The sequence below is a fragment of the Bradyrhizobium manausense genome (assembly GCF_018129685.1).
Lineage (GTDB): Bacteria > Pseudomonadota > Alphaproteobacteria > Rhizobiales > Xanthobacteraceae > Bradyrhizobium > Bradyrhizobium manausense_D.
Window position 1 is genome coordinate 223,913 of the sequence record NZ_JAFCLG010000006.1, and the last position, 14,495, is coordinate 238,407.

The 14,495-nt window shown below is 62.7% G+C and carries 5 protein-coding genes; 4 read left to right on the forward strand and 1 reads right to left on the reverse strand.

What is annotated here, in order from left to right; all coding sequences use genetic code 11:
• Positions 1-158: 158 nt before the first annotated feature.
• The 4 genes from rpoB (at position 159) to JQ621_RS17600 (ending at position 13,020) form a co-directional block, all read left to right on the forward strand.
• A complete protein-coding gene (rpoB, locus tag JQ621_RS17585; RefSeq protein ID WP_212235933.1) occupies positions 159-4,283 on the forward strand; it encodes a DNA-directed RNA polymerase subunit beta in 4,125 nt (1,374 codons plus the stop codon).
• 129 nt (positions 4,284-4,412) lie between these two features.
• Positions 4,413-8,609 (forward strand): DNA-directed RNA polymerase subunit beta', encoded by a 4,197-nt coding sequence (gene rpoC / locus JQ621_RS17590; RefSeq protein WP_212235934.1) that lies wholly within the window; start codon positions 4,413-4,415, stop codon positions 8,607-8,609.
• Positions 8,610-8,801: 192 nt separating this feature from the next.
• On the forward strand, positions 8,802-10,856 hold the full coding sequence (locus tag JQ621_RS17595) for an FAD-dependent oxidoreductase (protein WP_212235935.1): 2,055 nt from the start codon (positions 8,802-8,804) through the stop codon (positions 10,854-10,856).
• Positions 10,857-10,992: 136 nt separating this feature from the next.
• Positions 10,993-13,020 carry an ABC transporter ATP-binding protein gene (locus JQ621_RS17600; protein ID WP_212235936.1) on the forward strand — a complete coding sequence of 676 codons (2,028 nt, stop codon included), beginning with the start codon at positions 10,993-10,995 and terminating at the stop codon, positions 13,018-13,020.
• Here JQ621_RS17600 and JQ621_RS17605 read toward each other — a convergent pair.
• Entirely contained in the window at positions 12,933-14,186 is a 1,254-nt protein-coding gene (locus JQ621_RS17605; protein ID WP_212235937.1) for an FAD-dependent oxidoreductase, read from the reverse strand. The genes JQ621_RS17600 and JQ621_RS17605 overlap by 88 nt on opposite strands.
• Positions 14,187-14,495 lie beyond the last annotated feature (309 nt).

Below are 14,495 nucleotides of genomic sequence, written 5' to 3' on the forward strand. Positions count from 1 at the left end.
TTTGCGTTTTGAAGGTCTGAAGAACAGATTCAGGACATTCCCGCCTGAAGCTGAGTCTCCGGCCCCCAAAGCGGGTTCGAAAAATTCAACCCGGGAGGCGGTGGCAACCGCGTTCCGGACGGTTCGCCCAGTGCGGGCGACGAAAATGAGAGGCCACGATGGCGCAGCAGACATTCACCGGTCGCAAACGCGTTCGCAAGTTCTTCGGACACATCAAGGAAGTCGCCGAGATGCCGAACCTCATCGAGGTTCAGAAGGCGTCCTATGACCAGTTCCTGATGGTCGACGAACCGGCGGGCGGCCGCCTCGACGAGGGCCTCCAGGCCGTGTTCCGCTCCGTGTTCCCGATCTCGGACTTCTCGGGTACCTCGATGCTGGAATTCGTCCGCTACGAGTTCGAGCAGCCCAAATACGACGTCGACGAGTGCCGTCAGCGCGGCATGACCTTCGCGGCTCCCCTCAAGGTGACGTTGCGCCTCATCGTGTTCGATATCGACGAGGAAACCGGTGCGAAGTCGGTCAAGGACATCAAGGAGCAGGACGTCTACATGGGCGACATCCCGCTCATGACGATGAATGGCACCTTCATCGTGAACGGCACCGAGCGCGTCATCGTCTCGCAGATGCACCGTTCGCCCGGCGTGTTCTTCGACCACGACAAGGGCAAGACCCATTCGTCGGGCAAGCTGCTGTTCGCTGCGCGCGTGATCCCGTATCGCGGTTCCTGGCTCGACATCGAGTTCGACGCCAAGGACATCGTCTATGCGCGTATCGACCGTCGCCGCAAGATTCCGGTGACGTCGCTGATGTTCGCCCTCGGCCTCGACGGCGAAGCGATCCTGTCGACGTTCTACAAGAAGATCCTCTACAAGCGAACCAAGGAAGGCTGGCGCGTTCCGTTCGACGCCAACCGTTTCCGCGGCTACTCGACCGTCAACGACCTGATCGACGCCGATACCGGCAAGGTCGTGCTCGAGGCCGGCAAGAAGCTCACCGTTCGTGCCGCTCGCCAGCTGCAGGAGAAGGGGCTCAAGGCGCTGCGTCTGTCGGATGAGGAACTCGTCGGCAACTACCTCGCCGAGGACCTCGTCAATCCGAAGACCGGTGAGATCCATGCCGAAGCCGGTGAGGAAATCACCGACAAGTCGATGAAGATCCTCAACGAGCACGGCTACAAGGAACTGCCGCTGCTCGACATCGACCACGTCAATGTCGGTCCCTATATCCGCAACACGCTCGCGGCCGACAAGAACATGACGCGTGAAGACGCGCTGTTCGACATCTACCGCGTGATGCGTCCGGGCGAGCCGCCGACTCTGGATTCGGCGCAGGCGATGTTCCAGTCGCTGTTCTTCGACGCCGAGCGCTACGACCTCTCCGCGGTCGGCCGCGTCAAGATGAACATGCGCCTCGACCTCGATGCGCCCGACACCCAGCGCACGCTGCGCAAGGAAGACATCCTCTGCGTCATCAAGACGCTGGTGGACCTGCGCGACGGCAAGGGCGAGATCGACGACATCGACCATCTCGGCAATCGCCGTGTGCGCTCGGTCGGCGAGCTCATGGAGAACCAGTACCGCATCGGCCTGCTGCGCATGGAGCGCGCGATCAAGGAGCGCATGTCCTCGGTCGACATCGACACGGTCATGCCGCAGGATCTGATCAACGCGAAGCCGGCGGCTGCCGCCGTGCGCGAGTTCTTCGGCTCCTCGCAGCTCTCGCAGTTCATGGACCAGACCAACCCGCTGTCGGAAATCACCCACAAGCGCCGTCTGTCGGCGCTTGGACCGGGCGGTCTGACCCGCGAGCGCGCCGGCTTCGAGGTGCGCGACGTGCATCCGACGCATTACGGCCGGATCTGCCCGATCGAGACGCCGGAAGGTCCGAACATCGGTCTGATCAACTCGCTCGCCACCTTCGCGCGCGTGAACAAGTATGGCTTCGTCGAGACCCCTTATCGCAAGGTCAAGGACGGTCGCGTCACCGACGAGGTCGTGTACCTCTCGGCGATGGAAGAAGGCCGCTATTCGGTCGCCCAGGCCAACGTGCCGGTCGATGCCAAGGGCCGCTTCACGGAAGATCTCGTGGTCTGCCGCGCCAGCGGCACCCGCGACGTCGTGCCGCTGGCGCCCGACAAGGTCGACTACATGGACGTGTCGCCGAAGCAGCTCGTTTCGGTCGCAGCAGCCCTGATCCCGTTCCTCGAGAACGACGACGCCAACCGCGCGCTGATGGGCTCGAACATGCAGCGCCAGGCGGTGCCGCTGGTTCGCGCCGAGGCGCCGTTCGTCGGCACCGGCATGGAAGGCGTGGTTGCGCGTGACTCGGGTGCTGCGATCGCGGCGCGCCGTTCGGGCGTGATCGACCAGATCGACGCGACCCGCGTCGTCATCCGCGCTACCGAAGATCTCGATCCGACCAAGTCGGGCGTCGATATCTACCGGCTGATGAAGTACCAGCGCTCGAACCAGTCGACCTGCATCAACCAGCGTCCGCTGGTGAAGGTCGGCGACATCGTCAAGAAGGGCGACATCATCGCCGACGGTCCGTCGACCGATCTCGGTGAACTCGCTCTGGGGCGCAACGTGCTCGTCGCGTTCATGCCGTGGAACGGCTACAACTTCGAAGATTCGATCCTGCTCTCCGAGCGGATCGTGAAGGAGGACGTCTTCACCTCGATCCACATCGAGGAATTCGAAGTGATGGCGCGCGACACCAAGCTCGGACCTGAGGAAATCACCCGCGACATTCCGAACGTCTCGGAAGAAGCGCTGAAGAACCTCGACGAAGCCGGCATCGTCTACATCGGCGCTGAAGTGCGCGCCGGCGACATCCTGGTCGGCAAGATCACGCCGAAGGGCGAAAGCCCGATGACGCCGGAAGAAAAGCTCCTGCGCGCCATCTTCGGCGAAAAGGCCTCCGACGTTCGCGACACCTCGCTCCGCGTGCCTCCGGGCGTGCAGGGCACGATCGTGGAAGTCCGCGTGTTCAATCGCCACGGCGTCGACAAGGACGAACGTGCGCTGGCGATCGAGCGGGAAGAGATCGAGCGTCTGGCCAAGGACCGCGACGACGAACAGGCGATCCTGGACCGCAACGTCTACAACCGTCTTGCCGAGCTCCTCGAGGGACGGCAGGGCATTGCCGGTCCCAAGGGCTTCAAGAAGGACACCAAGATCACCCGTGCGGTGCTCGAGGAGTACCCGAAGTCGCAGTGGTGGCTGTTCGCCTCGCCGAACGACAAGCTGATGGCCGAGATCGAGGCGATGCGGAAGCAGTACGACGAGTCGAAGAAGGGGCTCGAGCAGCGCTTCCTCGACAAGGTCGAGAAGCTTCAGCGCGGTGACGAATTGCCGCCAGGCGTGATGAAGATGGTCAAGGTCTTCGTCGCCGTGAAGCGCAAGATCCAGCCCGGCGACAAGATGGCCGGCCGTCACGGCAACAAGGGCGTGGTGTCGAAGATCGTGCCGATCGAGGACATGCCGTTCCTCGAAGACGGTACGCACGCCGACATCGTGCTCAATCCGCTGGGCGTGCCCTCGCGCATGAACGTCGGACAGATTCTCGAGACGCATCTCGGTTGGGCTTGCGCCGGGCTCGGCAAGCGTATCGGCCAGACGGTCGATGCCTATTTGTCGAGGCAGGACATCAAGCCGCTGAAGGAAACCTTGAAGAAGGTCTATGGCGAGGACGAGACCATCAAGTCGCTCAACGACAACGAGCTGCTTGAACTCGGCCACAATCTGAGCCGCGGCGTGCCGATTGCGACGCCGGTGTTCGATGGTGCCAAGGAGAGCGACATCGAGGAGATGCTGAAGCTCGCGGGTCTGGACGCTTCGGGCCAGTCGACCGTCTATGACGGCCGTACCGGCGACGCGTTCGATCGCAAGGTGACGGTGGGCTACATCTACATGCTCAAGCTGCACCATCTCGTGGACGACAAGATCCACGCGCGTTCGATCGGTCCGTACTCGCTCGTCACCCAGCAGCCGCTGGGCGGCAAGGCGCAGTTCGGCGGACAGCGTTTCGGCGAAATGGAGGTGTGGGCGCTCGAAGCCTACGGCGCGGCCTACACGCTCCAGGAAATGCTGACCGTGAAGTCGGACGACGTCGCCGGCCGTACCAAGGTGTACGAGGCGATCGTGCGCGGCGACGACACCTTCGAGGCCGGTATCCCGGAATCGTTCAACGTGCTGGTCAAGGAAATGCGCTCGCTCGGCCTCAACGTCGACCTGCACAATTCCAAGGTGGGCCCGGCGCCGACGTCGGAAGCGGCCGAGTAACACGACCTTTCATGCCCGGCCTTCGCGGCCGGGCATTGGCGCCCCTCCCGATGCCTTGAGGGCAGGGCGCCCCGCTCAAGTGATTTTCGAATTTGCGGCCGGAGGCGACCGGCACGCGAGGAGAAGACGATGAACCAAGAAATTATGAATCTCTTCAACCCGACGACGCCGGCTCAGGTCTTCGACCAGATCCGGATCTCGATCGCGTCTCCAGAGAAGATTCTGTCCTGGTCCTACGGCGAGATCAAGAAGCCGGAGACCATCAACTACCGCACGTTCAAGCCCGAGCGCGACGGCCTGTTCTGCGCCCGCATCTTCGGGCCGATCAAGGACTACGAGTGCTTGTGCGGCAAGTACAAGCGCATGAAGTACAAGGGCATCATCTGCGAGAAGTGCTCGGTCGAGGTCACGCTGTCGCGCGTCCGGCGCGAGCGCATGGGCCATATCGAGCTCGCGGCTCCTGTCGCCCACATCTGGTTCCTGAAGTCGCTGCCCTCGCGCATCGGCCTCCTGCTCGACATGACGCTGAAGGATCTCGAGCGGATCCTCTACTTCGAATATTACGTCGTGCTGGAGCCGGGCCTCACCGCGCTGAAGGACCGTCAGCTGCTGTCGGAAGACGAGTATCTGAAGGCGCAGGACGAGTACGGCCAGGATTCCTTCACCGCCATGATCGGCGCCGAAGCGATCCGCGAGCTGCTCAAGGGCATGGACCTCGAGAAGCTCGAGCTGTCGCTGCGCGCCGAGATGCAGGAGACCGACTCCGACATCAAGCACAAGAAGCTCGCCAAGCGCCTGAAGATCGTCGAGGCCTTCCGCCACTCCGGCAACAAGCCTGAATGGATGATCCTGACCGTCGTTCCCGTGATCCCGCCGGACCTTCGTCCGCTGGTGCCGCTGGACGGCGGCCGCTTCGCGACCTCCGACCTCAACGACCTCTACCGCCGCGTCATCAACCGCAACAACCGCTTGAAGCGGCTGATGGAGCTGCGCGCGCCGGACATCATCATCCGCAACGAGAAGCGCATGCTTCAGGAAGCGGTCGATGCGCTGTTCGACAACGGCCGCCGCGGCCGCGTCATCACGGGTGCCAACAAGCGCCCGCTGAAGTCGCTCGCCGACATGCTGAAGGGCAAGCAGGGTCGTTTCCGTCAGAACCTGCTCGGCAAGCGCGTCGACTATTCGGGCCGTTCGGTGATCGTGGTCGGTCCCGAGCTGCGCCTGCATCAGTGCGGCCTGCCGAAGAAGATGGCGCTCGAACTGTTCAAGCCGTTCATCTACTCGCGGCTCGACGCCAAGGGCCTGTCCACCACCGTGAAGCAGGCGAAGAAGCTGGTCGAGAAGGAGCGGCCCGAGGTCTGGGACATCCTGGACGAGGTCATCCGCGAGCATCCGGTGCTGCTCAACCGCGCGCCGACGCTGCATCGTCTGGGCATCCAGGCGTTCGAGCCGGTGCTGATCGAGGGCAAGGCGATCCAGCTTCACCCGCTGGTCTGCTCGGCCTTCAACGCCGACTTCGACGGTGACCAGATGGCCGTGCACGTTCCGCTGTCGCTCGAAGCGCAGCTGGAAGCGCGCGTGCTGATGATGTCGACCAACAACATCCTGCATCCGGCGAACGGTCAGCCGATCATCGTGCCGTCGCAGGACATCGTGCTTGGTCTCTACTACGTCTCGATCATGCGCGAAGGCCTGCCCGGCGAGGGCAAGCTGTTCGGCGACATGGCCGAGCTCGAGCACGCCCTGCATGCGAAGGTCATCCACCTCCACACCAAGATCAAGTATCGGTGGGAAGGCATGGACGAGACCGGCAAGATCTCCAAGCGCTGGATCGAAACCACCGCTGGCCGCGTCATGCTCGGCAATCTGCTGCCGAAGAACCCGCGCATCTCGTACGAGATCATCAACAAGCTGATGACCAAGCGCGAGATCTCGGGCGTCATCGACCAGGTCTACCGTCACTGCGGCCAGAAGGAGACTGTGATCTTCTGCGACCGCATCATGGCGCTCGGCTTCTACAACGCGTTCAAGGCCGGCATTTCGTTCGGCAAGGACGACATGGTCGTGCCGCACGGCAAGTGGAAGATCGTCGACACCACCCGTACGCTGGCGAAGGATTTCGAGCAGCAGTACAATGACGGTCTGATCACCCATGGCGAGAAGTACAACAAGGTCGTCGACGCCTGGTCGAAGGCCACGGAGGAAATCGCCAAGGCGATGATGAAGGAGATCTCCGCCACCAAGAAGACGGCGAGCGGAGCCGATGCCGACATCAACTCGATCTACATGATGGCTCACTCCGGTGCCCGCGGTTCGCCGGCCCAGATGCGCCAGCTCGCCGGCATGCGCGGCCTGATGGCCAAGCCCTCGGGTGAGATCATCGAGACGCCGATCATCTCGAACTTCAAGGAAGGCCTCTCGGTTCTCGAGTACTTCAACTCGACCCACGGCGCCCGTAAGGGCCTCGCGGACACCGCGTTGAAGACCGCGAACTCGGGCTACCTGACCCGTCGTCTGGTCGACGTCGCGCAGGACTGCATCATCACGCAGTCGGACTGCGGCACCAAGCTCGGCATCAAGATGCGCGCCATCATCGATGCCGGCACCGTGGTCGCTTCGCTCGGTTCGCGCATCCTCGGACGCACGGCCTGCGAAGACATCCGCGACAGCTCGGGCAAGGTGATCATCAAGCGCGACACGCTGATGGAAGAGAGCCATCTGGACGCCATCCATCAGGGCGGTGTGCAGGAGGTGAAGATCCGCTCGGCGCTGACCTGTGAACTCGTCAACGGCATCTGCGGCAAGTGCTACGGTCGCGACCTCGCCCGCGGCACGCCGGTCAACCACGGCGAAGCGGTCGGCGTCATCGCGGCGCAGTCGATCGGTGAGCCGGGTACCCAGCTGACCATGCGCACCTTCCACATCGGCGGTGCGGCGCAGCTCAACGAGCAGTCGTTCGTCGAAGCCAATTTCGACGGCAAGATCGTGATCCGGAACAAGGCCATCTCCCGCAACAGCGAAGGTCACCTGATCGCGATGGTGCGCAACATGGTGGTGGCGGTGGTCGATGCCGATGGCACCGAGCGCGCGACCCATCGTGTCCAGTACGGCTCGCGTCTGCACGTCGATGAAGGCGACATGGTCAAGCGTGGCCAGCGCATCGTCGAGTGGGATCCGTACACCCGTCCGCTTCTCACCGAAGTGGAAGGCACCATCGGCTTCGAGGATCTGGTCGAAGGCCAGTCGATCTCGGAAACGCTGGACGAGGCGACCGGTATCGCCAAGCGCGTGGTCATTGACTGGCGCTCGACCCGCGGCGGCGCGGATCTGCGTCCGGCCATCGTGGTGAAGGGCAAGGACGGCAAGGTGCTCAAGCTCGCCCGTGGCGGCGATGCCCGCTACATGCTGTCGGTCGACGCCATTCTCTCGGTCGACGTCGGAGCCAAGGTCAATCCGGGCGACATCCTCGCCCGTGTCTCGACCGAAAGCGCCAAGACGCGCGACATCACCGGCGGTCTGCCGCGGGTGGCGGAACTGTTCGAGGCACGGCGTCCGAAGGATGCGGCGATCATTGCCGAAATCGCGGGCACCATCCGTTTCGGACGCGACTACAAGAACAAGCGTCGCATCTCGATCGAGCCGATGGACAAGACCGACGAGCCGCGCGAGTACCTGATCCCGAAGGGCAAGCACATCCACCTTCAGGACGGCGACGTCGTCGAAAAGGGCGACTTCATCGTGGAAGGCAACCCGGCGCCGCACGACATCCTTGCGGTCAAGGGCATCGAGGAGCTCGCGGCCTACCTGGTCAACGAAATCCAGGAAGTCTACCGGCTCCAGGGCGTGCTCATCAACGACAAGCACATCGAGGTGATCGTCCGTCAGATGCTCCAGAAGGTGGAAATCACCGATCAGGGCGACACGGACATGATCTCCGGCGAGCAGGTCGACAAGATCGAGTTCGACGCGCTCAACGAGAAGGCCAAGGAAGAGGGCAAGAAGCCCGCCACGGGTACGCCGGTTCTGCTCGGCATCACCAAGGCGAGCCTGCAGACCCGCTCGTTCTTCTCGGCGGCCTCGTTCCAGGAGACCACCCGCGTCCTCACGGAAGCGGCGGTCAACGGCAAGGTCGACCCGCTCGAGGGTCTCAAGGAGAACGTCATCGTCGGCCGGCTGATCCCGGCGGGCACCGGCGCCTCCATGGCCAAGATCCGCGAAGTCGCGATGAAGCGCGACAAGCTGATCCTGGACGAGCGCGAGAAGCAGCAGTCCGTCGTGGCGCCCGCGCCGGAAGCCGAGCTTCCCGCGCTGCCGCCCGCGGAATAATGGTTCATCCGTAGGAATACCGAGGACAATGAAAAGGCCGGCGAAAGCCGGCCTTTTTGCTGCTTTGTTTGCTTGCTGCGGTGCAGAACCAACCTTTGTTCATCTTCCCTTCAGTCAGAAAAGCGCTTCTGCTAGGGGAGCTTAGACCGGTGGTCCCGTGACGGGGGCAGGGCCGGAGACCACGGAACTGACATGCTTGATCTCGCAATCGTAGGCGGCGGCCCCGGCGGGCTGATGAGCGCCTGGTATCTGAAGCGTAAGCTTGGCGACCTCTGCCGCATCACCATCTATGAGGCCTCCGATCGGCTCGGCGGCAAGATCGTCACGCGCAAATTCGATTCGGCGCCGGCGATGTACGAGGCCGGCGTCGCGGAGATCTACGACTACTCGATGACCGGGCCGGACCCGCTGCGCGAGCTGATCCAGCATTTCGGCCTGCAGACCATTCCGATGGACGCCGAGCAGGTTCAGTTCGGCGGCGAACTGCTCGATGACGTCGCCGGCATGCGCCGCAAATACGGCGCCAAGACCGCGGCCGCGATCGAAGCGTTCCGCAAGCGGTGCGCCGACGAGTTGACGCCGATCGAATATTACGAAGGCGTCGGCGCCCACGACAACGAGAACCCCTGGGCCTACAAGACCGCCGAGCAGGTGCTCGACGAGGAGGTCAAGGACGAGATTGCAAAGCGCTTCTTCAAGGTGATGGCGCGCTCGGACATCGCGACCGAGAGCCACAACACCAATGGCCTGAACGCGCTCAAGAACTATCTGATGGATGTCGACGGCTATATCGGCCTCTATTCCATCCAGAACGGCAACGAGCAGCTGATCGAATGCCTGCAGTCGGAGGTCAACGCCGATATCCAGCTCAATCATCGCGTGCTCACCGTCGGCAAGGCGCCGACCGGTCGCTATCAGCTCAAGATGATGAACGGCAAGGGGCCGGAGACGCGCGATTTCGATCTCGTGCTGGTTTGCCTGCCGCACTCCTGGCTTGCCACGATGGGATGGGAAGGCGAGCAGCTGCGCAAGTCGATGGTCAAGCACGTGGCGTATTTCGACCGTCCGGCGCATTATCTGCGCGTCTCGATCCTGTTCGACGCTCCGTTCTGGGGCGACAAGATTTCCGGCGCCTGGTTCATGTCGGAAGCCTTCGGCGGCTGCTGCGTCTACAACGAGGGCGCGCGCCACGACGTTGGCAAGCACGGCGTCCTGAACTGGCTGATTCCAGGCTCGGATGCGCTGGCGTTCGCCAATCTGTCGGACCAGGAGCTGATCGACGCCGCGCTGAAATCGCTGCCGGCCTCGCTTGGGGATGCGCGTGCGCATTTCATGGAAGGCAAGATCCACCGCTGGCTGTCGTCGGTGAACGCGATCCCGGGCGGACTGCCGGTGCGCGACGTCATGACCAACCACCGGCCCGAGCCGAAGGAACATCCCGGCATCGTCGTGGTCGGCGACTATTTGTTCGACTCCACGCTGAACGGCCTGCTCGACTCCTCGGATGCCGCGACCGACATCATCCTCACCGAGATGATGCGGCTGCGCCGCGAGCAGGAAGGCAAGCCGATTTCCAACAAGATCGACCGCGACTATTTCGAGAATTATCGCGGCCTCGGTCCCTATAGCGAAGCGTGGAGCCACTTCACCGACCCCGACTATTTGACCAAGCTGATCGGCATCGTCTGGGGCAATGCGAAGGGCACCAAGCTCCTGGTTGCGGGCTCCGCCAGCGGCGAGCTGGTCGGCGCGTTGCGTGATCGGGGCATCGATGCCTGGGGCATCGAGAACAATCGCGCGATTCATGCCAAGACGCCGAAGCCGCTGAAGAAGTACAACAAGCTCGGCTCGATCACCGACATGCCGTTCAAGGATGGCAGCTTCGACTACGTTTTCGAGACCAGTCTCTGCCACATTGCCCCGAAACAGGTGGTCCGTGCGATTTGCGAGCTGAACCGCGTGGTCAAGACCGGCCTTGTGTTTGGCTCGATCACGTCGGACATGGCACCAGCGGTGATCGACCGCTATGACCTGTTGCGCGGCGTCAAGAAGCTCGGCACCTGGTGGGAATGGTCCGAACTGTTCTTCGGCAATGGCTTCGATCTGTCGATGCATCGCAAGGACTGCGCCGACGCGCTCTGGACCGCGACGCTCGCCGCCAACAAAGGTCCGGGCCAGTGGTATGCCGACGCCGACAGCCTGCGCTATTCCTTCTTCGACAAGGTCGAGAACGAAGACGACGACTAGCATCCGTGGAGCGGATGAATTCGCCAATTGTTTTGCCGAATTCATCCTGATCGCATAGACTCGGCGGCAGTAGCGACGTTCCGCTATTTCCCTGTTTCTTCTGCGGTCATGCCGGCCGTCAGCATCGGTTGGTTTCATGGCGTCCAGGCCTCTTTCTCCCGACAAACAGAAGCTCGCCGCGCAAGAGGCGGCAGAGCTCGAGGATAAGCTCGCCGCCGGAACCGAGCCCGAGTTGGAAGACGAGGAGGAGGACGAGGACGACGACGAGCTCGGGCTCGACGACGATGATGACGAGGACCTCGTCGTCTTTACGGCGCGCGAAGCCGCCGGCGCGCTTGCGACCATTCTTGGTTTCGTCAAGCCCTTCCTGTCCAACTACAAGCGCATCATGGGTTACGTGGCCTTCGGCGTTCTGGTCGAGACGCTGTTCAACGTCATCATGCCGCTTAGCCTGAAATACCTGATCGACGACGCGCTCGGCGAGGAGGATTTCCAGGCGCTCTACAAGATCCTCGGCGTGCTCGCCACCGCCGGCATCTTCACCTCGATCGTCGCGGTCTGGTATGAGCGCTGGGACGCGCGGCTGGCTGCCTGCATCGTCTCGGACGTCCGCAGGCGCCTGTTCGAGCACGTCCAGGACCTGCCGGCGGCCTATTTCGGCCGCACCAAGCGCGGCGAGATCCTGTCGCGTTTCTCGGTCGACCAGGCCGCATTCGAAGGCTCGGTCAAGACCTTTGCCAACAGCGCTGCGCTGCCGTTCCTGGAATTGATTGCCGGCATCATCCTGATGCTGTTCCTCAACTGGCAGCTCGCGGTGGTCGCGCTGCTGGTGTTCCCGATCACGCTGATCGGCCCGCGTATCCTGACGCCGAAGGCGGTGCAGGCCAATTACGAGCAGAAGCTCAACGAAAGCGCGCTGCTCGGCATGGTGCAGGAGAACGTCGCGGCACAGGCGGTGATCAAGGCGTTCAGCCTGCAGCGCAGGATGTTCGGCTTCTTCAAGTTCCGCAACGACGAGACCCGCGACAGGATCGCCCTGGCCGGGTTCCTGTCGACCATGGTGGAGCGCACGGTCACCATCTCGGTGCTCTTGCTGCATCTCGTGGTGCTGGCGATCGGTGCGTATCTCGCGACCAAGGGCCAGATCACGATCGGCACCTTCGTCACCTTCGAGAGCGCGTTCTGGGAGGTCTCGTACAACATCGCTCACGTGATGCACTTCATCCCGGTGTCGATCTCCTCGGCCGCCGCGATCCGTCACATGCAGGAATTGCTGGACGAGCCCACCCGCGGCGCCGATCGTCCGGGCGCGCCAGATCTGCCGCGCATCACCCACGACATCACCTTCGACCATGTGACGTTCCAGTACGAGGGCGCCCAGACGCCAGTGCTGGACAATCTCAGCCTCAAGCTCAATGTCGGCAAGAGCATTGCCATCGTCGGTCCTTCTGGCTCCGGCAAGAGCACGCTGCTGAATCTGATCCTGCGGCTCTACGTGCCGGACGAAGGGCGCGTCACCATCGACGGTGTCGACGTGCGCAAGGTGACGCTGGAATCGTTGCGGCGGAGCATGGCGGTGGTGTTCCAGGAGAACATGCTGTTCAACATGTCGATCCGCGAGAACATCCGGCTCGGCAAGGAAGGCGCGAGCGACGAGGAGGTGGAGGAGGCCGCAAAGAAGGCGGAGATCCACCGTTACATCATGGGTCTGCCGCAGCGCTATGACACGCCGGTGGGCGAGCGTGGCGACACGTTGTCGGGCGGCCAGCGCCAGCGCATCGCGATCGCGCGCGCGATCATCCGCAATCCGTCCGTGCTGCTGCTCGATGAAGCGACGTCGGCGCTCGATCAAACCACGGAGGCCGCGATCAACCGCACGTTGCTCAAGGTCGCCAAGGGCCGCACCATGATCTGGTCGACCCATCGATTGTCCTCGGTGGTCGAGATGGACGAGATCATCGTGATTTCAGGAGGCCGGGCGATCGAGCGAGGCTCGCATGCCGAATTGCTCGCCAAGGACGGCACCTATCGCAAACTGTGGAACGATCAGACCCACCAGCCTCACAGTGCCGTTGCTCAGGCCGACGACGACAGCGATGATGACGAAGACGATGAGGACGATCTCGACGAGGATGATGAGGACGAGGACGACGAGGAGGAGTGACCGAGGAAGTTCGGCTCCAGCTGGAATACCCCTCCCAACCTCCGCAATAATCCCTGGGTCGACCACGCCATGAAGCGCGCCCAGCGCTGTGCGGTCCAGTAGGGGCTCGTCGCAATCGACACCGATCGGAAGCCGAAGGCTTTCGCCGACGACCATTCGTCGCAGGCCCGCTTGACTGGATCGGCGTAGAAGGCCGCGATCTTGTCCGCATCCATCCCGTCGGACGCAAGCCATTGCGGGATGTGGACGTTGCAGAGCCGCTCGACGTCAGTGAAGACCTTGTCGCAGCCGGTGCCCGCGACCGGGCAGGAGGTGGCGAAGGCATCGCCTGCCAGCACCAGGCCCGGCTGATGGCTGGCATCATTCACATAGAGATCGACCGGGCGGATCTTCACCTCGCCGATGATGTCGAAGGCGCCGGTGATGCGCTTGAGGCGCGGCAGTGCGGCATCCAACGTTTCGGCCGGCGCGCGGCGGAATTCGCGTAGCCAGGGATCGTCGAAGTTGCGATACACGAACAGATTGGCCCGCATTCGCGTGCCGATCGGAAACAGTGTGATGTACGGGATTCGGTCGCTCGGCCGCTCGGAGAAATAGGTCAGCGCCGGGAAGTCGAACGCATTCCGGCCGGCCGGCGCTATGTCGAACCCGATCGCGATCGAATGGCATGCGCTGACGATGTTTCTGATGATGCCGAGCTGATGGCGCAGGCCGACGTTCAGGCCGTTGGCGAGTATGACCAGGCGCGCCGAAATCGTCTCGTCATTGGCCAGCGTGATTCTTTGGCGCTCCCGACTTGTTTCGAGCGATACCGCCTTTGTCCGGACGCACTCGACCGCGTCGGGAATCTCGTCGCGGATCGCATTAACAAGGGAATCGTAGCGGATGTTGAACTGCCGGCTCGGCGCCTTGTCGAGGAGGCGGCCAAATCGTGCGATCCAGTTCTCGCTGGAGAACGTCGCGCGGCGGAGCACTGAGTCGGCGATTCCCGTCCGCTGGAATCGCTCGACCTGGTCGTGACCGCTGAGTTTTTCGACGCGAAAATCGGCCGGATAGGTCTCGTGCGGGTCGATGAGCACCGTTGAAATGCCGGCGCGCCCGAGCATCGCGGCGGCGGTCGAGCCGGCAAGTCCCCCGCCGATGATGGCAATATCGGTGTACCGCATGGCGCTTGTCTCTGCCGGTGGTGGCAGACTGCCGCATCAACAGGAAAAAAAGCCTTAGCGCGAGTTATAAAAGTACATTTTACCCGGGTATAAATTGGTTTTGGGCTGGCGGAGCGGGCGCTTCATTCCCATATCCCGGAGGCGTGGTGAGGCGCCCGGCGGGCAAATTCCAGAGGCGCGCGAAGCGCTTTGTGACTGTGGTTTCGCCTTGACTTGAGCGATTCTCACTTATAGAAAGCGCCTCACTTAACGACAGGCGGTGAGCATCGCCAGCGTCGGAACGGGCCACCCGTTATATCCCAGGGGTCA

Excerpts from the sequence above, each read along its gene's own strand:
- rpoB (WP_212235933.1), top strand. The coding sequence starts at position 159 with ATGGCGCAGCAGACATTCACCGGTCGCAAACGCGTTCGCAAGTTCTTC.
- rpoC (WP_212235934.1), top strand. The coding sequence starts at position 4,413 with ATGAACCAAGAAATTATGAATCTCTTCAACCCGACGACGCCGGCTCAG.
- JQ621_RS17595 (WP_212235935.1), top strand. The coding sequence starts at position 8,802 with ATGCTTGATCTCGCAATCGTAGGCGGCGGCCCCGGCGGGCTGATGAGC.
- JQ621_RS17600 (WP_212235936.1), top strand. The coding sequence starts at position 10,993 with ATGGCGTCCAGGCCTCTTTCTCCCGACAAACAGAAGCTCGCCGCGCAA.
- JQ621_RS17605 (WP_212235937.1), bottom strand. The coding sequence starts at position 14,186 with ATGCGGTACACCGATATTGCCATCATCGGCGGGGGACTTGCCGGCTCG.